This is a genomic window from Polaromonas sp. JS666 (assembly GCF_000013865.1).
Classification (GTDB): Bacteria; Pseudomonadota; Gammaproteobacteria; order Burkholderiales; family Burkholderiaceae_C; genus Polaromonas.
Map to the genome: position 1 here is coordinate 3,319,179 of NC_007948.1, position 22,455 is coordinate 3,341,633.

Below are 22,455 nucleotides of genomic sequence, written 5' to 3' on the forward strand. Positions count from 1 at the left end.
GAGGAATTAGAGCATCCCTACCAAACAGCTGTCGTGCAGGCGTCAATTGGGGAATCGCCCCGGGGACGCCGACGCCCTGCGCTGCGGCAACTCAGGAAGTCCTGGCGCCCTCCACACCGCTGACACGCGTATGGATCACCCGCTGCGGATACGGAATCTCGATACCGTTCTCACGCAGGGCCTTCAGCACCTCCAGGTTGATGCTGGAGCGCAGGTTTTGCTGGCCGTTTTCGGGGTCGGTCATCCAGTAGTTGAGCGTGAACTCCAGCCCATCGGCCCCGAAATTGGTCAGGTTCACGGAAGGCTCGGGATCGCGCAGCACGCGCGGCTGACTGAGCGCCGCTTCGGCCAGCAAACGCATCACCAGCGCGACATCGCTGTCATAGCCCACCGACACCACGGTGGACTGCAGCACGCGCAAATCACTGAGCGAAAGATTTTCGATGCGGTTGCTGATGAACATCTCGTTGGGCACGATGGATTCGCGGCCGGATGGTGCCCGCACGACGGTGTAGCGGGCGTTGATGTCGGTGATGCGGCCTTCGAAGGTATCGACACGCACGTTGTCCCCGATACGCACGCTGCGCTCGGCCAGCATCACGAAACCGCTCACATAGCTGGCGGCCAGTTTTTGCAGGCCAAAGCCCACACCCACGCCGATCGCGCCGCCCAGCACCGACAGTGCCGTCAGGTCAATGCCCACCGACGACAGCGCCAGCAACAGGCCCACAAACATCAGCACCACCCGGGCGGCATTGCTCACCGCCTTGCGCAAGGACAGTTCGCCACCTGTGGCGGAGCGCAGCAGGCGCGCCTCCAGGGCCGAGGAAATCCACAGCGCGATCAACAGCACCACGCCGGCCGTCAGCGCCCCTTCAAGCATGGTGCGCACCGACAGGGTCGAGTTGCCGACCTTCCACTTGATGCCATCCAGCTCCTCAAGAATGACCGGCAGCAGGCCGCTGACCCAGAGCACCATGGCAATCCAGGCCAGCCATGAAATCGTGCGCTCCAGCGCCCGCACCAGCGGCGCATTTTTAAACGCCACCTGCAGCACCTTGACGCCCAGGCGAATCAGCGCCAGCGCCAGCAGCACTGGAATGACCACCTTGAAGACTGCCAGCGGAAACATCCGCGCCAGCAGCGCCTGGGCCGCATAGGCAAAAGACAAAAGCAGCAGCGGGAACAGCACCCCGTCCACAATGCGCCGGCCAAAGAGGATGGATGACTCGTCAGCACTGTGCCGGGCACGGCTGGCCACACGTACCACCAGCCAGGCCAGCAGGACGCATGCAACCAGCGAGGCCAGTTCAGTCAGCGCGGAGGGCTGGGTCAGTGCTGCAAACCAGGCATCCAGGTTATCGATGCGGGCTGGGGGACGGACGAGTGAGCTATTGGCGGGAATCAGGGCGCCGGCGCTGGCCATGGCGGTTTCCTTTGTTCAACTGTGTTCGAATTTTTGTTCAATAAAGAGACATTTCACCGCTGTGGCGAGAAACTGTTCACACGGCCTGACGCCCGGCGGTATGCGGCGCGCATGACGCCTCCTACAAATCGGCCAGCACACGGATATGCGCTTCGACGCTGCGCCCCAGCGCCCGCAGGTTGTAGCCGCCTTCGAGCGACGACACGATGCGGCCCTGCGCGTGGCGCTTGGCCACATCCTTGATTCGCTGGGTGATCCACGCGTAGTCCTGCTCCACCAGTCCCAACTGGCCCAGCTCATCATCCCGGTGTGCATCGAAGCCGGCACTGATGAAAATCATCTCGGGCTTGAAGCCCTCGAGGCGCGGTATCCAGATGGTCTCGATCATTTCGCGCACCTCCATCCCCTTGGTGTAGGCGGGCACCGGCACGTTGACCATGTTGCTGGCATGCGTTCCGGTGCCGCTGTAGGGATAAAAGGGATGCTGGAAAAAACTCACCATCAGCACGCGCTGGTCGCCGCTGAGGATGTCTTCGGTGCCATTGCCGTGGTGTACGTCGAAATCGACGACCGCCACGCGCTTGAGGCCATGACGCTCCAGGGCGTATTTGGCCGCAATGGCGACGCTGTTGAAAATGCAAAACCCCATGGCCTTGTTGTGGCAGGCATGGTGACCCGGCGGGCGCACGGCGCAAAAGGCGTTTTCGATCTCGCCGGCCATCACGCTGTCGGTGGCCGCGAGCGCGGCACCGGCGGCACGCAGGGCGGCGTTCCAGGAGTGGACGTTGAGTGCGGTGTCCGGGTCAATCTGCGCATAGGCCGGCCCACCCGCGTCAATGTCGTCGGCCAGGTGATCGCTCAGGCCGCGGATCGCCGCCACCATCATGCGGTCGTGCGCCAGCTCGATGTCGCCCAGTGCAGCCAGCGGCGCCTCGCGCCGGTCCAGCGCATCCGCAACGCCCGAGGCCAGCAACCGGTCTTCAATGGCGTCGAGCCGCTCGGGGCATTCGGGATGCCCCGGACCCATCTCGTGCATCCGGCAGTCTTTGTGAGTGAAATAACCAGTCGCGTTCATAGCATGAAAATTTTGCGGTAAGGTTGACGACATGAACGTCAAAGAAAAACTTCAAGCGCTCCTGAATCAGCTTAACACGGTCATTGTCGGCAAGTCCTCACAAGTGCAAGACTGTGTAGCCTGCCTGCTCGCAGGGGGTCATCTGCTGATTGAAGACGTTCCCGGCGTGGGTAAAACCACCCTGGCCCATGCGCTGTCGCGCTCGTTCGGCCTGCAGTTTTCCCGCGTGCAATTCACGGCCGATTTGATGCCCAGCGATTTGTCGGGCGTCTCGATCTACGAGCGCCAGAAGGAAAGTTTTGTCTTCCATCCCGGCCCCGTGTTCGCCCAGGTGCTGCTGGCCGACGAAATCAACCGGGCCAGCCCCAAGACCCAGAGCGCGCTGCTGGAGGCCATGGAAGAAAAGCAGGTCACCGTGGAAGGCGAAACGCGCCCCCTGCCCGTGCCCTTTTTTGTCATCGCCACGCAAAACCCGCACGACCAGCTGGGCACCTATGCCCTGCCCGAGTCGCAGCTGGACCGTTTTCACATGCGTATCTCGCTGGGCTACCCCGACCGCGCGGCCGAACGCGAGCTGCTCCGGGGCGGCGACCGGCGCGAGATGGTCGACAAGCTGCCGGCACTGCTGGCGCCGCACGACCTGCTGGAGCTGCAACAGCTGGTCGCGCAGGTGCATGCCGCGGACCCCTTGCTGAACTATCTGCAGGACCTGGTGGCGGCCACGCGCTCGGGGCGCTGGTTTCTGCAGGGCCTGAGCCCGCGGGCCGGCATCGCCGTCATGCGCGCCGCCAGGGCGCAGGCCTTCCTGGACGGCCGCGACTATGTCGCCCCCGACGACATCGCCGCCGTGCTGCCGCAGACCGCAGCGCACCGCCTCATTCCCGTCAGCGATGCCGGCCGCGGCTCCGTGGAACAGGTACGCGCCATGCTGGAAGCCGTGCCCTTGCCATGAAAGAGCTTTGTCATTGCGGACTTGATCCGCAATCCACCGCCGCAACAGCCTGGATTCCGGCTCAAGGCCGGAATGACAAACGATGAATACGGCCATCATCAGTCCATTGGCTTTCATACGCAGCCGGTTCCAGCACTGGTGGCAGAGCAAGCTGCCTTTCACCGACAGCGTCATGCTGACGCAGCGCAACGTTTACATCCTGCCCACCCGCCCCGGCCTGATGCTCGGCGTGACCCTGCTGGTGCTGCTGGTCGCCTCGATCAACTACCAGCTCAATCTGGGTTACCTGCTGACCTTTATGCTGGCCGGCAGCGCCCTGGTGGGCATGCATGTGTGCCATGGCACGCTACGCGGACTTGCCATGAATTTGAAAGCGCCACCCGCCCAATACGCGGGGGCCACAGCCTCTTTCGACGTCAAACTCACGAACACCCGGCGAGCAGCGCGCCATGGCATCGGGCTGAGTGTGCTCGACCCGCACGACGTGGATGCGCAAAAAGGCCGCGAGCGGCACTGGGCCTGGACCGATGTGCCGGCGCAAGGCAGCAGCGTGGTGCAGGTCGCTTTCACGCCGCCGCGCCGCGGCCTGCACCGCCTTCCAACCCTGACGGCGGAAACACGCTTCCCGCTGGGCACCTTCCGGGTCTGGACGGTCTGGCGGCCAGCGGCCCAACTCCTGGTCTACCCTGCACCTGAACTGCACCCGCCGCCACTGCCCCCCGGGGAACCGCGCTCCGGCGGTGCCGCAGCGGCAGCGCGGGCGCAAAGCACTGGCGAGTTCGACGGCATCCGCGGCTACCGGCGCGGTGACCCCATGAAGCTGGTGGTCTGGAAAAAGGCCGCCAAGGCCGACGAACAGGGTAACGGCCTGGTGGTGCGCGACACGCAGCAGGCCCAGCGCCATGAGCTCTGGCTGGATTTCATGCAGGCGGGTTCTTCGGGTGTCGAGCAAAAGCTGTCGCGGCTTTGCGCATGGATTCTGCTGGCCGACAAGCTGGGGCTGGACTACGGCGTGCGCTTGCCTGCGCTGGAGATCAAGCCTGGCAGTGGGGAGGCGCATAAGCGGCAGTGTTTGGAGGCACTGGCTGTATGTTGACAGGGGGTTTTTCTGCGGCTGCTGGCCGGGATTCGCCCCGGCGGGCGACTTACTTTTCTTTGCTTCGCCAAAGAAACCTAAGGAAAAGAAAGGCGACCCGCAGTCTGGGTCCCTGCGCTGCGCTTCGGGCAACCTGTGCTGCTCGACTCCGGCGGGGGTCCGCAGAACTCGCCTGCGGCTCAAACAGCTGCGGCCCTGATCCCGCCTCCATCTGCGCTGCTCGGCCCAGCCAGGACGGGTGGGGCGCGGATACCAATACCGACTACCTGAAGAAACAAGGACACGCCATGGCGTGTCCTTGTTTGTCCTTGTCTTTTTTGTCTTGGGGTTCGGTATTTGCTATTCGGACTGCCCCGTCCTGGCTGGGCCGAGGAGCGCAGAGGCAAGCGGATCAGGGCTCGCGATTGTCTGAGCCGAAGGCGAGTTCGAGCGAGACCCCGCTTGCCTCGAGCACCGCAGGTTGCCCGAAGCGCAGCGCAGGGACCCAGACTGCGGGTCGCCTTTTCTTTTGCTTACTTTTCTTTTGGCGAAGCAAAAGAAAAGTGAGTAGCCGCCGGGCTACCCCCGGCCAGCAGCCCTCAGCAGAGACCCAAAAAACCCCGCGGCAAAGACGATACCCGATCAGCGGCTCGGGCAGCCAGCAGGAGCAGGAGCAGCGATGCTGACCCGCCTCACCACCCTCCCCCGCGAAGCCCGCGACACGCTGTTCCTGCTGCTGGTCATCGCGTGGGTGCTGCTGCCGCAGGTGGGCAACCTGCCCTTGTGGTGCAGCGCACTGGCCGGCGCTGTGCTGGTCTGGCGCGGCTGGCTGACGCTGCAGTCCCGGCCGCTGCCGGGCAAATGGTGGCTGGTCGGCCTGCTGGCCCTGACCATTGCCGCCACGCTGATGACCCACCGTACCCTGCTGGGACGCGACGCCGGCGTCACCCTGCTGGTCGTGTTGCTGACGCTGAAAACCCTGGAATTGCGCGCCCGGCGCGATGCGTTTGTGGTGTTCTTCCTCGGTTTCTTCTGCATGCTGAGCAACTTTTTTTATTCGCAATCACTGCTCACCGCAGCCAGCATGTTGCTGGGATTGCTGGGGCTGCTGACCGTGCTCGTCAATGCCCACATGCCGGTCGGCAAACCGCCGCTGGCGCTGGCCGCGCGGACCGCCGGCGGGATGGTCCTGCTCGGCGCCCCTATCATGGTGGTGCTGTTCCTGCTGTTCCCGCGGCTGGCGCCGCTCTGGGGCGTTCCCAGCGATGCCATGACCGGCCGCAGCGGCCTGAGTGCGAGCATGCAGGTGGGCAACATCGCCACCCTGGCGCTGGACGACAGCGTGGCCATGCGCATCCGGTTTGAAGGCCGCCCGCCACCCCAGCAGGATTTGTATTTTCGCGGCCCCGTGATGTCCAGCTTTGATGGCCGGGAGTGGCGACCGCCGCTGTTCAACTTCTCCCCGCGTGGCGGCCAGGGCGGGGTGGGCAGCAATCTGTCCGTGGCGGGCGCTCCCGTCAGCTACGAAGTCACGCTGGAGCCCACCAGCCGTCCATGGCTTTTTGTGATGGAAGCCGCAGCCCAGAGCCCGGTGTTGCCGGGCTATCGAAGCGTCATGCAGGCCGACCTGCAATGGACGGTGAATCGTCCGATCACCGACCTTGTTCGCTACAAGGCACAGAGCTACCCAATCTTTCGGCATGGGCCGACGCGGCCGGTCTTCGGGTTGCGGGAGTTTGTGGCGTTGCCCCCCGGCTTCAATCCGCGCACCCTCGCGCTGGCCAACGAGATACGCAGTGACCCGCGCTACCGAAACGCCAGCAATGCCCAACTGGTTCAGCTCGTGCTGGATCGCCTGCGCAGCGGCTACACCTACACCCTGGAGCCCGGCGTGTATGGCCAGCACACGGCCGATGAATTCTGGTTTGACCGCAAGGAGGGTTTTTGTGAACACATCGCATCGGCCTTTGTGATCCTGATGCGGGCGATGGATATCCCCGCGCGCATCGTGACCGGCTACCAGGGCGGTGAATTGAACGGGGTGGATGGCTTCTGGGTGGTGCGGCAAAGCGACGCCCATGCCTGGGCAGAAGTCTGGCAAGAGGACCGCGGCTGGGTACGGGTCGACCCGACCTCGGCGGTTGCCCCCGGGCGCACCGGCGCCTTCCAGCGGCTCGCTGCGCCCCAGGGCGTAGTGGCCCAGACACTGGGAAACATCAGCCCGACGCTGGCGGCGCAGCTGCGCGCCACCTGGGAAGCGGTCAACAACGGCTGGAACCAGTGGGTGCTCAACTACACCCAGGGCAAGCAGCTCAACCTGCTCAAGGAGATCGGCTTTGACTCCCCGAGCTGGGAGGATTTGAGCTACGTTCTGCTGGGCATCATCGTGCTGGCGGCACTGCTGGGCGCCGCCTGGACGCTGTGGGACCGCACCCAGCACGACCCGTGGCTGCGCCTGCTGGCCCGCGCACGCAGGCGGCTCGCCAAAGCCGGTATAGACAGCACCCCGGCCACCCCGCCGCGCCAGCTGGCGCAGCAGGTGCTGGCACGCTATGGCGGCGGAAGCGGCAGCCCGGGGCAGGCACTGCACGACTGGCTGATGCAGCTGGAGCTGCAGCGCTACGCGGCGACGTCTTCCGGCCAGCGCAGCCAGCGCCGGGAAATCAGGCGCTTGCGGCAGCAATGGAGCGCGCTGGCATGGCCTGCTTAAAATTGAAGCATCGCCCCGTTTTCTCCTCATGAAGCCTCAGATGCCTCTTTACAAGTTCAGTTTTGCGCTGGTTTTGATAACCGTCCTCGCCGGCACGGCAGGGCTTGCCGGCGCAAAGCCCGTGAAGAAAACGGTGGCTGGCAACTCAGCGCAGGCGCAGGGCCCGCTCTATGCCACGCGCCCCGATGCCATGCAGTTTGCCGACGACCTGGCGAGCCGGCGCGACCTGGACGCGAACTGGGTACGCGACACCATCGGGCATTCGCGGTATATCCCCACGATCTCGCGGTTGATGCAGCCCTCAGACAAACCCTTCGTCAAGAACTGGCGGGTGTACCGCAGCCGGTTCATCGACCCCATCCGCATTGAGGCTGGCGCGCGCTTCTGGACGTCCAACCGGTCGGCACTGGAGCGTGCCGAAAAGGAATACGGCGTGCCGGCCGAGATCATCGTCGGCATCATTGGCGTGGAAACCATTTACGGCCGCGACACCGGCAGCTTTCGCGTGATGGACGCCCTGGCCACGCTGGCTTTCGACTTTCCGGCAAGCCACCCGCGGGCTGCGGAGCGCAGCGAGTTTTTCAAAGGCGAAATCGAGCAGTTTCTGACCCTGCAAAGCCGCCGCGGCGTCGACCCTTTTGAGGCAAAAGGCAGTTATGCCGGCGCCATGGGCATGCCCCAGTTCATGCCCTCCAGCTGGATCAAGTACGCGGTGGACTTCGACGGCGACGGCACCATTGATTTGTGGAACAGCCCGGCTGATGCGATTGGCTCGGTCGCAAGCTACTTCAAGGCCTTCAACTGGCAACCGGGCATGCCCACGCACTACCCGGTGAGTTTTGACACCAGTCGCCTGGACATGGACGCCCTGATGGCGCCCGACATCCTGCCAACCTTCGGCGTGGCCAGCTTCACCGCCAAAGGCGCGGTGCTGGAAGGCGCCGCGTTGCAACACGCCGGCCCGCTCGCGCTGATCGAACTGCTCAACGGGCCGGACGCACCGAGCTATGTGGCGGGCACCGAAAATTTTTACGCTATCACCCGCTACAACTGGAGCAGCTACTACGCCATGGCGGTGATTGAGCTGGGGCGGGAAGTGGCTGCGCGGGTCAAGCCAGCCACGCCGTAACGGGCGGGCTGCATGGTGGCACTGGTAAAAACTCGTTAAGACGGAAAGTGCTATGAACTTGAGAGCCTCTTGCGCAGTATGTGCAAGGGCTTGGGTAGTTTTCCATTCAAATTCTGTCGCTGGAGTTGATGTTGGATTGTTGGATTGTTGCAATGCAAGACCTGCCCCCCCACAAGTTTGGCAGCGTGCATCTATTGGCAAATCATGGCGCGAGCCATTGACACCGGATGGGTGCGGCGCTAGCCGGCCAGGTGACCGATGTCGCTAACCGACGTGTTGTCTCAATATGGCTACCTGGCCGTATTCGTCGGCAGCGTTCTCGAAGGCGAAACCATCCTGATCCTGGCCGGTTTCGCAGCACATCAAGGTTACCTGTCGCTCCCCCTGGTCATCACGCTGGCATTCTGTGGCGGTACGGTGGGTGACCAGATTTTCCTCTTGCTTGGGCGGTACTACGGCGGCCCCCTGCTTTCGCGCTTCCCACGTCTAGCCTCACGCGCCCAACCGGTCAGTCAGTTGATACTGCGTTACCACGCCGCCCTCATCGTTGGGGTCCGTTTCATGTATGGATTTCGCATCGTTGGCCCGCTCATAATTGGCATGAGCGATGTGCCGGCATGGCGATTCGTGTTGCTCAACCTTCTTGGGGCTGCGCTATGGGCCGTGCTGATCGGCGGGGCGGGCTATCTTTTCGGCCAAGCATTGCAATCGCTGATTCCTGACCTCAAGCGGCATGAGGAAATGGCGCTGTTGCTGATTATTGCGGTGGCTGTTCTCATCGGCTTGGTTCGTTGGCTACACGCCCGCCGTCGCTAACAGCCCCCGGGTCAGGTCTTGCAATGCAACACCCCCTTGTGAAATGGGCATTAAAAGCGATCAAAAGTGGAGCGGCGCGGCGAAGCACGGACCGCGCTTCGCTAATCCTGGGGCTTTCCCGGTCTGCCCGCGGTGTCGCTCAGAAAACGGCTCATATCGCGCGACAGGCTCATGAAAAAAATGGCGAATTGCTGCGGGTCCCATGCATAGAGGTCGGCAAACACCTGACTCGAGACTTTCACCACGATGCAGTCATCGGTGGTGGCATCGCCACTGAAGCGCCGCGGTCGCAGCGCGATCATTGCCGGAAAGCCCACACTCTCTCCCGCGTTCATAGTTCGGATGATGTCCTTGCCGCCGTCGGTATCCTCATAAACGGTGATTTGACCTTTTAGCAACACGAAGAAGCTATTGGCGGTATCGCCCTTGCGGTAGAGGGTCTCATTGGCTGTCAACTTCAGCACTTCACCGTCGGCCAGCAGCTTCGCGACAAAACTCTGCGACAGCGCGCCGAATGCCGACATTTCCTCGAAGGCGTCGGCGGCCAGGTACTCGTGGAGTGTTGCAGGGTCGAGAATTTCCATGTTTGGTGTCCGGTTGGGGCGGTTCGCATCATGGCGGCAAGACTTGGGAAAAAGGTTGGGGAAAAGGTCTTGTATTGCGACTATGAAATCGAAGATGCAGTCTCCCATTTTGCAAATCTACGCGCAAGTACAAGTCGGATTTGCCCTGATACCTCTCTTTTCCCCATGCGTGTCAAGTCTTGCCGCATAGCCTCTCGCCGCACAGCCATCAGCGCCCGTCGCTTCCGGCAGGCCAAAGGGATCACCGCTCACGCCCGCAAGCTCAAAACCCTTCAGAGCCGGGGGGCAGATCTTGCGTTGCAACATCTACTCCCAGTTTGGCAACAGCCTAGCAGCGACGGCCGCCTGCATCGACCCTGTGCGCACAGGCATCGATCTGCCCGGCTTGCGGAAAGAAAATCAGCTTTATCCGGGCAGTGCAGAATTTGCCGAGCGCTTGCGTTGGCCCCAAGCATGGCATCACAATGGCTGAGAAAGCTCACCCAACCCTTGGAGAGCCGCTTGCAGCCCGCTTCTTACACCCGCACCGCAGTCGCCCTGCACGCAGCCATGGCCCTGCTCGTGGTGGCGGGGTTTTCCGTCGGGCTGTACATGGTCGGACTGCCGCTCAGTCCGCTCAAGCTGCAACTCTATTCGTACCACAAGTGGATCGGCGTCACGGTGGCAGCACTGCTGCTGCTGCGCGTGGGCTGGCGCGTCCGGCACGCGCCGCCGCCGCTGCCCACGGCGATGCCGGCATGGGAGCTGAGCGCGGCGCATGCCAACCATCTGCTGCTGTATCTGCTGATGGCCTGCGTGCCGGTGTCGGGCTGGCTGATGAGTTCGGCCAAAGGCGTGACGACGGTCTACCTGGGCCTGTGGCCGCTGCCGGACATGGTGGCCCGAAACGAGGCGCTGGGGCTGTTTCTGCAAGCGCTGCACCGCATCCTCAATTACGCGCTACTGGGTCTGGTAAGCCTGCATGTCGCAGCGGCGCTCAAACACCATTTCATCGACCGGGACGGCTTGCTGGGCCGGATGTTCCGGTTCAAGGGAGCCCGCCCATGAGATTCCCTGCTGTCGCTGCGGCCCTGCTGCTGTCCTGCGCATGTGTCCAGGCCACCGAATACCGGCGGCTCGACCTGGCGGGCAGCCATATCCGCTTTACCTCGCGGCAAATGGGCGTCCCGGTGGATGGGGCCTTCCGCAAATTCGACGCCAGCCTTGCCTTCGACCCCGAGGCGCCCGCCGCGGCCCGCGGACAGCTGCGCATCGACCTGTCCAGCGTCGACACCGGCCTGCGGGAGGTCAATGAAGAGGTAGTGGGTGCGCAGTGGTTCGATGCCAGCCGCCATCCCGAGGCGCGCTTCGAGATGCGCCAGATCCAGTCGCAGGGCGCCGGCCGCTTCCAGGTCAGCGGGGTCCTGAGCATCAAGGGCGCCAGTCAGCCCGTGGTGGTCAACGCGGTGCTCAAGACCAGTGGCAAGCAGGCCGTCATGGAAGGCTCTTTTGTGATGAAACGCCTGGATTTCGGCATCGGCGGAGGCACCTGGGGCGATGTTCGCGTGGTGGCCAACGAAGTGATGGTGCAGTTTCACCTGGTCCTTGAACCGTAGCGGCCCACCGTCAGGAGTTACTCATGAAAGAAATGAAAAAACTTGTTGTAGCGCTGCTGGGCAATCTATTCCTGGCTTCGGCGTTCGCCGTCGTCGATGTGTATGAGCGCGACCCGGACCACACCTTCGCCTGGTTCGAATTCAACCACCTGGGCTACAGCACGCAGCGCGACCGTTTCGACAAGGTCGACGCCACCATCACCCTGGACCTTGACAACCAGGTGGGCAGCGTGGAGGTGAGCATCGACGTCCAGTCGGTCAGCACCGGCTCGCTGCTGTTCGACCAGGTCCTGCGCAGCGACATGTTCTTTGATGCCGAGCAGTTTCCCGTCATTACCTTCAAGTCGAGCCGGCTGAGCTTCGGCAAGCTCGATGACGTCACCGCCGTCGAAGGCAATCTGACTGTCAAGGGCATCACCCGGCCTGTGACCCTGACGGTCACGCACTTCAAATGCATGATGCACCCGATGCTGCGCAAACCGGCCTGCGGGCTCAACGCCACCGGCAAGGTCAAGCGCAGTGAGTTCAATCTGGGCCGGTTCGTGCCGCTGATCAGGGACGAAATCACCCTCCATGTGGTGATGGAGGCGCTCAAGCGTTGAGGATGCCTGCCGCGTTCTGCGCCCTGCTGGCGACAGGCCAGCGTAGCGCCGTTCAAACGGGCTGGATCGTGATGTCCACCGTCATGGTTTCCTTGCCACCGCCCTGCCGCACACCCTTGGCCGGCGGGCAGGCGTTGTAGTCCGTTCCCATGGCCAGCCGAACATGGCGCTCGTCAATCAGGCAGCTGTGGGTTACATCGATGCTGACCCAGCGCCGGCTGGCGACGTCCAGGCACACATCCACCCACGCATGGCTGGCCAGGTCAGGCTCGTTGGCCGCGTAAAAATAACCGCTCACATAACGCGCAGGAATGCCCAGGCCGCGGCAGATCGCCACCATCACGTGCGCCTGATCCTGGCACACGCCTGCACCGGCCTTGAACGCCTCGAGCGCCGTGGTCGTCACGCTGGTGCTATTTTTTTGATAGCTTACCGCCCCTGCCACACCCTGGCTCAGGGCCAACAGCATGCCCAAATCGGCCTGGCCCCGGATGGCGGAAGTCGTGACAAAACGGCGGCCGAACTCAGCCAGCACCGGGTCTGGCTGGGCCAGATGCGTGGCCCGCAAGAAGAAGTCCGGATGCGGCAGGTTCGCCGCATCGGTGAACTCGGCCACCCCCAGGGTTTCAACGTCACCGGCCGCATTGACCAGGCTCCAGCGCACGTTGTCAGCCTCCTGGCCGACGAAGGTGTAGGAATGGATGGGATTGCCAAAGGCGTCGAGCTGGGAAAAAAGCTTTTCGGGCGCACCCAGGCTCCAGAAATACACCGTTTGCGCCGGGCCGGACTGCGGGGTCAGCCAAAGCGTCTGCAACGCGTAGCGCAGGGGTTCGGTGTAGCGGTAGTCGGTCGTATGCCTCACGTGCAGTTTCATGGAATAAGAGCCCCCACGTTCGTTCGCTTCGCGTAACTCTCTGCCCCCCGAGGGGGCTGGCCTTGCTTGGGGCGGCCCGACGCTGCGGCCATCGCCCCCACGTTCGTTCGCTTCGCGTAACTCTCTGCCCCCCGAGGGGGCCGGCCTTGCTTGGGGCGGCCCGGCACTGCGGCCATCGCCCCCACGTTCGTTCGCTTCGCGTAACTCTCGAGGCCTTGCAGGCCGCGGCTGGCGAGACGCTGCGCCTCTGTCGCCTGTCCAAACCTGCTCAAGCAGGTTTGGAGCCGCAGGCTCCAGCCCCGAGGGGGCTGGCCTTGCTTGGGGCGGCCCGGCGCTGCGGCCGCCGTGACCTCATGCTGTTTCAATTGGTCGCCGGAACGAGAAATTCGCGGCTGATGTGCGCGCCGATTTCGTTGACCCGGTCCAGGAACTGGGTCAGGAAGGCATGCAGGCCGGTCGCGAGGATTTCGTCGATGCGGGCATATTGCAAATCGGCGCGCAATTTTCCGGCGCGGCGCTGCGTTTCGCTGGACGCGTCGCTGGTCACCATGGCGAGATTGCTCATGACCTCGTTCAGGCAGGCCAGCAGGGAGCGCGGCATGTCGGCCCGCAGGATCAGCAGCTCGGCCACGCGCTCGGGCTTGATGACGTCGCGGTACACCTTGCGGTACACCTCAAAGCCGGACACGCTGCGCAAAATCGCGCTCCAGTGGTAGAAGTCGTACTCTTGGTCTTTCTCACCGGTTGCGCCCAGAAAATCATTCTCCACCGCATGGAACTTAACATCCACCAGCCGGGCGGTGTTGTCGGCCCGCTCCAGGAAGGTCCCCAGGCGCAGAAAATGAAAAGCCTCATCCTGCAGCATGGTGCCCGCCGTCACGCCGCGCGAGAGATGCGAACGGAACTTGACCCATTCAAAAAACTGGCCCGGGTCGCGCTCGAAGTCACTGCTCCGCAGCATGCGGATGATTTCCAGGTAAGTCTGGTTTTGCGTCTCCCACACTTCGGTGGTCAGAGTGCCCCGCACGGCGCGGGCGTTTTCGCGGGCGTTTTTCAGGCACGAGATGATGCTTGACGAATTTTTCTCGTCGCGCACCATGAAGTCCATCACTTCACGCGGATTGATGCTGTCGCCGTACCTGGCCGCATAGGCCGGCTTGAGTTCGCTGATGCTCAGCAGGCTCTGCCAGCCGCCTTGCGCCACCGCCGCGGACTGGGGCAACAGCGAGGTCTGGTAGTTCACGTCAAGCATGCGCGCGGTATTCTCGGCGCGCTCGGTGTAGCGCGACATCCAGAAAAGGTGATCAGCAGTTCTTGATAGCATGATCAAACACCTCCAACCGTTGACTGTGACTGTGATTGCGTCTGCATGGGCATGCCATGGCCTTCCTGCAATATCCAGGTGTCCTTCGTGCCGCCGCCCTGTGAAGAGTTCACCACCAGCGAGCCGTCTTTCAGCGCCACGCGGGTGAGGCCGCCCGGCACCATCTGCACGTCCTTGCCGCTCAGCACAAAGGGCCGCAGGTCGATGTGTCGCGGCGCCACGCCGCTTTCGACATAGGTGGGGCAGGTCGACAGGCTCAGTGTGGGCTGGGCAATATAGCCCGAGGGGTTGGCCAGCAGCGCCTGGCGGAAGTCCTCGATTTCGGCCTGAGTGGCGGCCGGCCCCACCAGCATGCCGTAGCCCCCCGCGCCATGAACCTCCTTGACGACCAGATCCTTGAGATTGGCCAGGGTGTACTGCAGGTCTTCAGCGTTGCGGCACATGTAGGTTGGCACGTTCTTGAGGATGGGTTTTTCGCCCAAGTAGAACTCGATCATTTTCGGCACGTACGGATAGATCGACTTGTCGTCTGCCACGCCGGTGCCGATGGCGTTGCACAGCGACACATTGCCGCTGCGGTAGACATTGAGCAGCCCCGCGCAGCCCAGCGTGGAGTTGGGACGGAAAGCCAGCGGGTCCAGGAAATCGTCATCGACGCGGCGGTAGATCACGTCCACCCGACGCGGCCCGCGCGTGGTGCGCATATAGACAAAGTTGTCCCTGACAAAGAGATCCTGACCTTCGACCAGTTCCACGCCCATTTGCTGCGCCAGGAAGGCGTGTTCAAAGTAGGCCGAGTTGTACATGCCGGGCGTGAGCACCACGACAGTCGGCTCGGCCGTGGCGGGCGGAGCCATGGCCCGCAGTGTTTCCAGCAACAGATCGGGGTAGTGGGCCACGGGCGCCACGCGGTTCTCGCTGAAGAGTTCGGGGAAAAGCCGCATCATCATCTTGCGGTCTTCCAGCATGTAGCTCACGCCGCTAGGGACCCGCAGGTTGTCCTCGAGCACGTAGTACTCGCCCTCGCCCTGTGCATTGGGCGCGCGCACGATGTCGATGCCGCTGATGTGCGAATAGATGTTGCCGGGCACGTCCACGCCCATCATTTCCGGGCGAAACTGGGAATTCTGGAAAATCTGCTCGGACGGGATCACGCCGGCCTTGATGATCTCCTGGCCGTGGTAGACGTCGTGGATGAAGCGGTTCAGCGCCGTGACGCGCTGCACCAGCCCCTTTTCCATGCTGGCCCATTCCTGGGCCGGAATGATCCGGGGGATCAGGTCGAATGGAATCAGCCGCTCGGTACCTGCGCCGTCCTCGTCCTTGGCGCCATACACGGCGAAGGTGATGCCGACGCGGCGAAAAATCATCTCGGCTTCGGCGCGGCGCGCCTCCATCACTTCGGGAGGCTGTTTGGCCAGCCAGCGCTGATAGCCCTGGTAATGGTCACGAATGCTGGACTCCGTTGCATTCATCTCGTCAAACATGGGTCGGCTCATTGGCTTGGTCTCCAGCAAGGTTTGCGCATGGCGTAGTGATGACTAGCTTAGCAAGTTATGCGCCAGATTGGCGAATCGGGTATCACGTCGCGGTTTTCTTTTTCACTTCCGGTGGAATCCTTTTTTTTCTCCTTTTCCTTATGGCTCAGGCACATGATGCCAGTAGTGCTGGCCTGCCTGCCGCTGGCACGTGATGTCCGCCGGTTTCAGGCTCTGCCAGACGGCTGCCCCACACTGCGGCGACCTGAGCAGCCTGATGCCGCGTTCGTTGTAGCGCGCCACCACCAAGTCCACCGGATGGCCAAACCGGTTGCGGTAGCCTGCCTGCACCAGCGCCAGCCGGGGCTGGACGGCATCGAGGAACACAGCACTCGACGAGGTCTTGCTGCCGTGGTGCGGCACCAGCAAAAAGTCGGCCTTCAGGCCAGGCGGGTCACCGCTGGTGGCCAGCCGGAGCTCCTGGGCGGACTCGATGTCGCCCGCCAGCAAGGCGGTCTGCGCGCCGTTGGAGATACGCAGCACGCAGCTCATGGCATTGGATTTGTTCGCCGCCTCGTAGTCGGCGGCCACCGGGTGCAGCACTTCAAAAGTCACCGCATCCCAGACCCAGCGCAGGCCCGCCGTGCAGCGGGCCGATTTGCGCACAGCCTGCAACTCGTGGCTGTCCTCAATCGAGCTGAGCAGGCTGGCTTGCGGCTGCATGGCCAGCACGGCCCGCGCGCCGCCAATATGGTCGATATCCCGGTGGCTCAGCATCAGCATGTCCAGTCGCTCACCAAGGGCGCGCAGCAGCGGCACCAGCACGCGGTGCCCGGCATCGCTCTCGCGCGAAAAGCGCGGGCCGGTGTCATACAGCAGCGAATGGGTGGCCGTGCGCACCAGTACGGCATTGCCCTGCCCGATGTCCGCTGCCAGCAACTCAAACTGCCCCGGCGCGACCCGCACCGGTTGCCACAGCAGTACGGGGAGCAGTAGCGGCACGCCCAGAGCGCGCCAGTGCCAGGGCAGGCGCAGCGCCAGCAAAACACCCCCCAGCACACCAAAGGCAGCGCACCACGGCGGCGCCGCGGCCACGCTGACAGAGGCCAGCGGCCAGGCGGCCAGCCACTGCAAAAAGACCGCCAGCAGGCCCACGGCCCACGCCGCCGCGTCCCACACCGGCGCCCACAGCACGCCCAGCATGGCCAGCGGCGTCACAACCAGCGTCACCCAGGGAATGGCCACCGCGTTGGCCAGCAGGCCGACCAGCGACACCTGGTTGAACAGCAGCAGCGACAGGGGCGTGAGCGCCAGCGTGACCACCCATTGCTCCCGGGCGGCGCGCAGCAAGGCAGCAGCCGGTTTTGCCAACAGCCGCGGCACCCACCCTTGCTTCACCGGACTTCCTGAGAGAAGCGGGCCATCACCCGCCGAATCACGGGCACCAGACGCTCCTGGATTTGCAGCAAACAGCACGCCCACCGCAACAAACGACAGCCAGAAACCCGCCTGCATCAGCGCCCAGGGGTCCAGCGTGACCACCACCGCCATGGCCAGCAGCCAGGTTTGCAGCCAGGGCCACTGCTTGCCGCTGTGCCGCAGCAACACCACCGTCGCCAGCATCCAGATGGTTCTCTGCGCCGGCACGCCCCAGCCTGAAAACAGCGCGTACAGGACCGCGAGCAACAGGCCGCCCCAGGCTCCGGCGCTGACGGCCGGCAGCGCCAGGCAAAGCCGGGGCGTCAACCCGGCAGAGCGCCGCCACAGGCCGCTCAACAGCAGGGAGGCGAGCCAGGCGAACATGGTGATGTGCAGGCCCGAAATACTCATCAGGTGAGCGACACCGGTGGCGCGAAAGACATCCCAGTCAGCGCGATCAATGGCGTTCTGGTCGCCCACCACCAGGGCGGCCACTACACCGGCCAGCTGGCGGTTGCCAACGCGCTGGAAAATCGCTTCACGCACCGACTGCCGGGCGCTCTCTACCGGATGATCCCAGCCGCCGGACAGCCGTCGGGGCGGCGCATCGTTCAGCCCGGCGCGCACATAGCCGGTGGCCTGAATGCCCTGCTCCCACAGCCAGAGTTCGTAGTCGAATCCGTGCGGGTTGCTGTTGCCGTGCGGGACCTTCAGCCGCACCGTCATCTGCCAGCGCTCGCCCGCGCGCAAGTCCTGCGGCTGGCGCTGCAGCTCCAGCGCAAGGTCAGACGGATCGGCGCTTTCGGCCGGCGATGCCCTGCCGTCCCGCATGCCGAAGCCGCTGTACCAGCCAAGCAGGATATGCCGCGGCAAGGTGACTGTTTGCCCATTCAGGCGGGCCGATTCAATACCCAGGCGAAAGCGCAGGCCGTCTTCGGCGGGTTGCGGCATGGCCAGCACCACACCCGTCACGGCAATATCGCGACCCTCCAGCGCGGGGTCGAGTGCCGCCGACTGAAAGACCGTGGCCCGCCACCCCGTCAGGCCAAAGCCCAGCAGGGCCGCGAGCGCCAGGGCCACCACACCCACACCGCGAAAACCCCTGACGTTCAGGGTCAGAGGCGAGCTGCGGCCAGCCATGAGCCACCAAGCGCCCATTACCACCCCCGCCAGTGCCGCGAGCACCGCCAATGCGGGATACAGGCTGCCCGGCCACAAACCGGGCTGCTGCAGCTGCAAGGCTACCCCGGTGATGAAGCCGCCAAAGACAAGGCCAGGCCCCATGGAGGCCGCCCATGGTCTGGCTGATACACGGTCGCCCACAGCCTCCTCCCCCACTTGTTATTGATTGCTTTGTTCAATGTTGTTTGATGCAATGGCTGCGTGTTCAACGGCCGGACGACGCAAAAAGCCGACAAAGCCTGTTTGGCGCAGCTCTTGCTTGCAGAAATGTAGCCGAAGCAGAGTAAGCTGCTTCGGGGGTTGCCCGATGGGGCGATCCGCTCTTTTTGTGTTTTGATTTGCGCTGTTGCGCACCGATGCCCTATTTGAAAAAGCGAGGCTGCCTTGTCGATCCACGTTGCACTGAGCCACATCACCCACTACAAATACGACCGCCCGGTGAAACTGGGCCCCCAGGTCGTGCGCCTGCGGCCTGCGCCGCACAGCCGGACCCGGGTGCTGTCCTACTCCCTCAACATCGAGCCGGTCAAGCATTTCATCAACTGGCAACAGGACCCGTTTGCCAATTACCAGGCCCGGCTGGTGTTTCCGGATCCCACCCGTGAATTCAAGGTCACGGTGGACCTGGTCGTCGAGATGGCGGTGTTCAACCCCTTTGATTTCTTTCTGGAGCCCAGCGCCGAGGAATTTCCTTTTAACTACAGCGCCAGCCAGAAGCAGGAACTGGCGCCCTACCTGGCGACCCAGACCGCCACACCGCTGTTCAAGCGCTATCTTGAGCAAACCGACCTGAGTCCCAAGCGGACCATCGACTTCCTGGTCGGTCTCAACCAGCGCCTGCAGTCCGACATCCAGTACTCCATCCGCATGGAACCCGGCGTGCAAACGCCTGAAGAAACCCTGCAGCTGGCCTGCGGCTCCTGCCGCGACACCGGCTGGCTGCTGGTGCAGCTGCTGCGGCACATGGGCCTGGCCGCGCGCTTTGTGTCGGGCTACCTGATCCAGCTCAAGGCCGACGTCAAGTCGATCGACGGCCCCAGCGGCACGGAGACCGACTTTACCGATCTGCATGCCTGGTGCGAGGTATTCCTGCCCGGTGCCGGCTGGGTGGGGCTGGACCCAACGTCGGGCCTGATGGCGGGCGAAGGCCACATCCCGCTGGCCTGCACGCCCGAACCGTCCAGCGCGGCCCCTGTGGAGGGCGGCGTGGACGAATGCGAGGTGACGTTCGAGCACCACATGGCGGTGCAGCGCATTTACGAATCACCGCGCGTCACCCAGCCCTACACCGAAGCGCAATGGGCCGAGGTGCTGGCGCTGGGCGAGGCGGTGGACAAGGACCTGGTGGCCGGCGACGTGCGGCTCACGATGGGCGGCGAGCCCACCTTTGTGGCCACCACCGACCGCGACGCCGCGGAGTGGAACATCGACGCGCTGGGGCCCACCAAGCGCGGCTATGCCACCGAACTGGTGCAAAAGCTGCGTGCCGAATATGGCGAGGGCGGTTTTCTGCATTTCGGGCAGGGCAAGTGGTATCCCGGCGAGCAGTTGCCACGCTGGGCGCTGAGCATTTTCTGGCGCAAGGATGGCCAGCCGATCTGGCAAAACCCGGACCTGTTTGCCGATGAACGCAAACCCTGCCAATACACGAGCGCAGACGCTCAGCGTTTCATCAAGACCCTGGCGGGCAAGCTGGGCCTGGCCACGAACTACATCACGCCGGGCTATGAAGACACCTGGTACTACCTGTGGCGCGAGCGGCGCCTGCCGGTCAACGTCGACCCCTTTGACTCCCGCCTGGATGACGCGATGGAACGGGAGCGTTTGCGCCGCGTCTTCATGCAGGGGCTGGACTCCGTGGTCGGTTATGTGCTCCCGCTAAAGGCGAAAGAGGCCGCCTCGCCGGCCCTGGCCGGGCCCAAATGGTCCACCGGTCCGTGGTTCTTCCGCGATGAGCGCATGTACCTGATGCCGGGCGACTCACCCATGGGTTACCGCCTGCCGCTTGATTCGGTACCCTGGGTGTCCAAAACCGACTACCCCTACATGATCGAGGCCGACCCGTTTGCGCCGCGCCAGGCCTTGCCATCGACATCGGTGCTGGCCGCACGCTACAACGCCGCGGCGGCGATGGCGCGGGGCGCTCCGCAGCCGGCACCCGCGGCTGTCTCGCGGGCCTCGCCCCCTCCTGCTGGCAGCAGTGCAAGCGCGCTGGCGCAGTACATGGCGCGCTACATGACGGGCAACGCGGCACTGACGCAGGCCAGTCGCGTCCTGCAGTTTCGCCCCACCGGCGACAGCGGCATGGGTGGCGGCACCGGCGGCACCAGCACGGCCGCTCCGTCAAGCCACGTGCCACCTCCTGCCGACGAGCAGCGCGCACCCAAAGCCTTCGAGTCTGCCGGCTGGCTGACGCGCACCGCGCTGTGCGTCGAGGTCCGCGACCCCGCTCGGGCCAACGGCCCGAAAGACCCAAAGGACCCGAAAGACGCGGACAAGGCAAAAGACAAACCCCGGGCCGACCCTGACAGCAAGGCCAACACAAGCAAAAGCGGTGAAACCGGTGCCCTCTACGTGTTCATGCCCCCCATGGAGCGGCTGGAGGACTACCTGGACCTGCTCGCGGCCGTGGAAGCGACCGCGCAAACGCTGGGCGTCAGCATCGTGCTGGAAGGCTACCCGCCGCCGCGCGATCCGCGCCTGAAAATGCTGCAGGTCACACCCGACCCGGGCGTGATCGAAGTCAACATCCATCCCGCCTACCACTGGGGCGAGCTGGTGGAGCACACCGAATTCCTCTACAAGATCGCCCATGAAACCAGGCTGTCGGCCGAAAAATTCATGACCGATGGCCGGCACACCGGCACCGGCGGCGGCAACCACTTTGTGTTGGGCGGCGCCACTCCCGCCGACAGTCCCTTTCTGCGCAAACCAGAGGTGCTGGGCAGCTTGATTGCCTACTGGCACAACCACCCCTCGCTGAGCTACCTGTTTTCGGGCATGTTCATCGGCCCGACCAGCCAGGCACCGCGCGTGGATGAGGCCCGCAATGACCAGTTGTATGAGCTTGAAATCGCCCTGCGTGAAATCCGCAACAACCGGCAGAAATACGGCGCCAGCATGCCGCCCTGGCTGGTCGACCGGACGCTGCGCAACATCCTGGTGGACGTGACGGGCAACACGCACCGCAGCGAGTTCTGCATCGACAAGATGTACTCGCCGGATTCCGCGACCGGGCGCCTGGGCCTGCTGGAGCTGCGCGCCTTTGAAATGCCGCCCCACGCCCGCATGAGCATCGCCCAGCAGTTGCTGCTGCGCGCGCTGGTCGCGCGCTTCTGGAAAACCCCTTACCACGGCCGCGTCACACGCTGGGGCACCGAGCTGCACGACCGCTTCCTGCTGCCCAGCTTTATCCGCATGGATTTTGCCGACGTGCTGACCGAACTGGTGGAGGCCGGCTACCCCTTTGACATGGCCTGGTTCGAACCGCATTTCGAATTCCGCTTCCCGCTGATTGGCCAGGTGGCGGCAAACAGCATCGAACTGACGCTGCGCAGTGCGCTGGAGCCCTGGCATGTGATGGGCGAGGAAGGTTCGGCGGGCGGCACCGTGCGCTATGTCGACTCCTCGCTCGAACGCGTGGAAGTCCATGTGACGGGCCTGAACGACAACCGCCACGTCATCACCGTCAACGGCCGTGCCCTGCCGCTGCAAAGCACCGGGCGGGTCGGCGAATACGTGGCTGGTGTGCGTTACAAGGCCTGGAATCCACCGTCGGCCCTGCACCCGTCGATCGGCGTGCATGCGCCGCTGACTTTCGACATCGTCGACACCTGGATGGAGCGCTCGCTGGGGGGCTGCCAGTACCACGTGGCCCATCCGGGTGGCTTGAGCTACGACACGCTGCCGGTCAACTCCTATGAAGCCGAAAGCCGCCGCCTGACCCGGTTTTTCCGCATGGGCCACACCCCGGGGAAAATGCAGGTCAGGCCGGTTCAACCGAGCCGGGAGTTTCCCTTCACGCTGGACCTGCGCTAGGAAGTTCTGCGGAAATCTGTGGGAAAAACTGGCGCCATCTGGCGAAATCCGGGGGGATCCGCCAGATTGAACATCTCTGTCATCACCTTGTCTTACAGGTGCAACATTTACACAATTCGGCCAAAAAATCAGCGGTTTACCGGCAGCTGGCGACCGCTTTGAACCCGTGCGGGATG

16 protein-coding genes are annotated in these 22,455 nt (G+C 63.8%); 9 read left to right on the forward strand and 7 right to left on the reverse strand.

Features of this window, described 5'->3' with window-relative positions; all coding sequences use genetic code 11:
• Positions 1 to 91: 91 nt before the first annotated feature.
• A complete protein-coding gene (locus tag BPRO_RS15700) occupies positions 92 to 1,426 on the reverse strand; it encodes a mechanosensitive ion channel family protein (protein WP_011484053.1) in 1,335 nt (444 codons plus the stop codon).
• A 121-nt stretch (positions 1,427 to 1,547) separates the two neighbouring features.
• Complete coding sequence (locus BPRO_RS15705; protein WP_011484054.1) at positions 1,548 to 2,501, reverse strand: histone deacetylase family protein; 954 nt, start codon at positions 2,499 to 2,501, stop codon at positions 1,548 to 1,550.
• Positions 2,502 to 2,532: 31 nt separating this feature from the next.
• Here BPRO_RS15705 and BPRO_RS15710 point away from each other — a divergent pair, with 31 nt between their 5' ends.
• From BPRO_RS15710 to BPRO_RS15730, 5 genes are all read left to right on the forward strand, one after another.
• Positions 2,533 to 3,453 (forward strand): AAA family ATPase, encoded by a 921-nt coding sequence (locus BPRO_RS15710; protein WP_011484055.1) that lies wholly within the window; start codon positions 2,533 to 2,535, stop codon positions 3,451 to 3,453.
• An 82-nt stretch (positions 3,454 to 3,535) separates the two neighbouring features.
• Positions 3,536 to 4,549: a DUF58 domain-containing protein gene (locus tag BPRO_RS15715; RefSeq protein WP_011484056.1), complete on the forward strand. Its 1,014-nt coding sequence runs from the start codon at positions 3,536 to 3,538 to the stop codon at positions 4,547 to 4,549.
• A 658-nt stretch (positions 4,550 to 5,207) separates the two neighbouring features.
• A complete protein-coding gene (locus tag BPRO_RS15720; RefSeq protein ID WP_011484057.1) occupies positions 5,208 to 7,238 on the forward strand; it encodes a transglutaminaseTgpA domain-containing protein in 2,031 nt (676 codons plus the stop codon).
• Positions 7,239 to 7,278: 40 nt separating this feature from the next.
• Positions 7,279 to 8,367 carry a lytic murein transglycosylase B gene (mltB, locus tag BPRO_RS15725; protein WP_041388866.1) on the forward strand — a complete coding sequence of 363 codons (1,089 nt, stop codon included), beginning with the start codon at positions 7,279 to 7,281 and terminating at the stop codon, positions 8,365 to 8,367.
• A gap of 258 nt (positions 8,368 to 8,625) precedes the next feature.
• The gene (locus BPRO_RS15730) at positions 8,626 to 9,183 is read left to right on the forward strand and encodes a DedA family protein (protein WP_011484059.1); all 558 of its coding nucleotides are present in this window, start codon (positions 8,626 to 8,628) and stop codon (positions 9,181 to 9,183) included.
• A gap of 101 nt (positions 9,184 to 9,284) precedes the next feature.
• On the opposite strand, the gene BPRO_RS15735 is transcribed toward BPRO_RS15730, so the two are convergent.
• Positions 9,285 to 9,767 carry a cyclic nucleotide-binding domain-containing protein gene (locus BPRO_RS15735; protein ID WP_041388867.1) on the reverse strand — a complete coding sequence of 161 codons (483 nt, stop codon included), beginning with the start codon at positions 9,765 to 9,767 and terminating at the stop codon, positions 9,285 to 9,287.
• Positions 9,768 to 10,220: 453 nt separating this feature from the next.
• Here BPRO_RS15735 and BPRO_RS15745 point away from each other — a divergent pair, with 453 nt between their 5' ends.
• From BPRO_RS15745 to BPRO_RS15755, 3 genes are read left to right on the forward strand one after another with little or no spacing between them, the layout of a single operon-like run.
• The gene (locus tag BPRO_RS15745; protein WP_011484061.1) at positions 10,221 to 10,814 is read left to right on the forward strand and encodes a cytochrome b; all 594 of its coding nucleotides are present in this window, start codon (positions 10,221 to 10,223) and stop codon (positions 10,812 to 10,814) included.
• Positions 10,811 to 11,362: a YceI family protein gene (locus tag BPRO_RS15750; RefSeq protein ID WP_011484062.1), complete on the forward strand. Its 552-nt coding sequence runs from the start codon at positions 10,811 to 10,813 to the stop codon at positions 11,360 to 11,362. Before BPRO_RS15745 ends, BPRO_RS15750 begins: the two co-directional genes overlap by 4 nt.
• Before the next feature lie 23 nt (positions 11,363 to 11,385).
• The gene (locus tag BPRO_RS15755) at positions 11,386 to 11,964 is read left to right on the forward strand and encodes a YceI family protein (RefSeq protein WP_011484063.1); all 579 of its coding nucleotides are present in this window, start codon (positions 11,386 to 11,388) and stop codon (positions 11,962 to 11,964) included.
• Positions 11,965 to 12,016: 52 nt separating this feature from the next.
• Here BPRO_RS15755 and BPRO_RS15760 read toward each other — a convergent pair whose 3' ends face one another.
• The 4 genes from BPRO_RS15760 to BPRO_RS15780 form a co-directional block, all read right to left on the reverse strand.
• Positions 12,017 to 12,838, reverse strand: a complete 822-nt coding sequence (locus BPRO_RS15760; protein ID WP_011484064.1) for a transglutaminase family protein — start codon at positions 12,836 to 12,838, stop codon at positions 12,017 to 12,019.
• A gap of 361 nt (positions 12,839 to 13,199) precedes the next feature.
• Positions 13,200 to 14,162, reverse strand: a complete 963-nt coding sequence (locus tag BPRO_RS15770) for an alpha-E domain-containing protein (protein WP_011484065.1) — start codon at positions 14,160 to 14,162, stop codon at positions 13,200 to 13,202.
• Positions 14,163 to 14,164: 2 nt separating this feature from the next.
• Complete coding sequence (locus tag BPRO_RS15775) at positions 14,165 to 15,661, reverse strand: circularly permuted type 2 ATP-grasp protein (RefSeq protein ID WP_011484066.1); 1,497 nt, start codon at positions 15,659 to 15,661, stop codon at positions 14,165 to 14,167.
• Positions 15,662 to 15,799: 138 nt separating this feature from the next.
• The gene (locus BPRO_RS15780) at positions 15,800 to 18,343 is read right to left on the reverse strand and encodes a DNA internalization-related competence protein ComEC/Rec2 (RefSeq protein WP_049764132.1); all 2,544 of its coding nucleotides are present in this window, start codon (positions 18,341 to 18,343) and stop codon (positions 15,800 to 15,802) included.
• 282 nt (positions 18,344 to 18,625) lie between these two features.
• On the opposite strand from BPRO_RS15780, the gene BPRO_RS15785 reads away from it, so the two are divergent.
• On the forward strand, positions 18,626 to 22,279 hold the full coding sequence (locus BPRO_RS15785; RefSeq protein ID WP_011484068.1) for a DUF2126 domain-containing protein: 3,654 nt from the start codon (positions 18,626 to 18,628) through the stop codon (positions 22,277 to 22,279).
• Positions 22,280 to 22,455 lie beyond the last annotated feature (176 nt).

Coding starts and splice junctions, on each gene's coding strand:
- BPRO_RS15700 (WP_011484053.1), bottom strand. CDS start 1,426: ATGGCCAGCGCCGGCGCCCTGATTCCCGCCAATAGCTCACTCGTCCGT.
- BPRO_RS15705 (WP_011484054.1), bottom strand. CDS start 2,501: ATGAACGCGACTGGTTATTTCACTCACAAAGACTGCCGGATGCACGAG.
- BPRO_RS15710 (WP_011484055.1), top strand. CDS start 2,533: ATGAACGTCAAAGAAAAACTTCAAGCGCTCCTGAATCAGCTTAACACG.
- BPRO_RS15715 (WP_011484056.1), top strand. CDS start 3,536: ATGAATACGGCCATCATCAGTCCATTGGCTTTCATACGCAGCCGGTTC.
- BPRO_RS15720 (WP_011484057.1), top strand. CDS start 5,208: ATGCTGACCCGCCTCACCACCCTCCCCCGCGAAGCCCGCGACACGCTG.
- mltB (WP_041388866.1), top strand. CDS start 7,279: ATGCCTCTTTACAAGTTCAGTTTTGCGCTGGTTTTGATAACCGTCCTC.
- BPRO_RS15730 (WP_011484059.1), top strand. CDS start 8,626: ATGTCGCTAACCGACGTGTTGTCTCAATATGGCTACCTGGCCGTATTC.
- BPRO_RS15735 (WP_041388867.1), bottom strand. CDS start 9,767: ATGGAAATTCTCGACCCTGCAACACTCCACGAGTACCTGGCCGCCGAC.
- BPRO_RS15745 (WP_011484061.1), top strand. CDS start 10,221: ATGGCATCACAATGGCTGAGAAAGCTCACCCAACCCTTGGAGAGCCGC.
- BPRO_RS15750 (WP_011484062.1), top strand. CDS start 10,811: ATGAGATTCCCTGCTGTCGCTGCGGCCCTGCTGCTGTCCTGCGCATGT.
- BPRO_RS15755 (WP_011484063.1), top strand. CDS start 11,386: ATGAAAGAAATGAAAAAACTTGTTGTAGCGCTGCTGGGCAATCTATTC.
- BPRO_RS15760 (WP_011484064.1), bottom strand. CDS start 12,838: ATGAAACTGCACGTGAGGCATACGACCGACTACCGCTACACCGAACCC.
- BPRO_RS15770 (WP_011484065.1), bottom strand. CDS start 14,162: ATGCTATCAAGAACTGCTGATCACCTTTTCTGGATGTCGCGCTACACC.
- BPRO_RS15775 (WP_011484066.1), bottom strand. CDS start 15,661: ATGAGCCGACCCATGTTTGACGAGATGAATGCAACGGAGTCCAGCATT.
- BPRO_RS15780 (WP_049764132.1), bottom strand. CDS start 18,343: ATGGGGCCTGGCCTTGTCTTTGGCGGCTTCATCACCGGGGTAGCCTTG.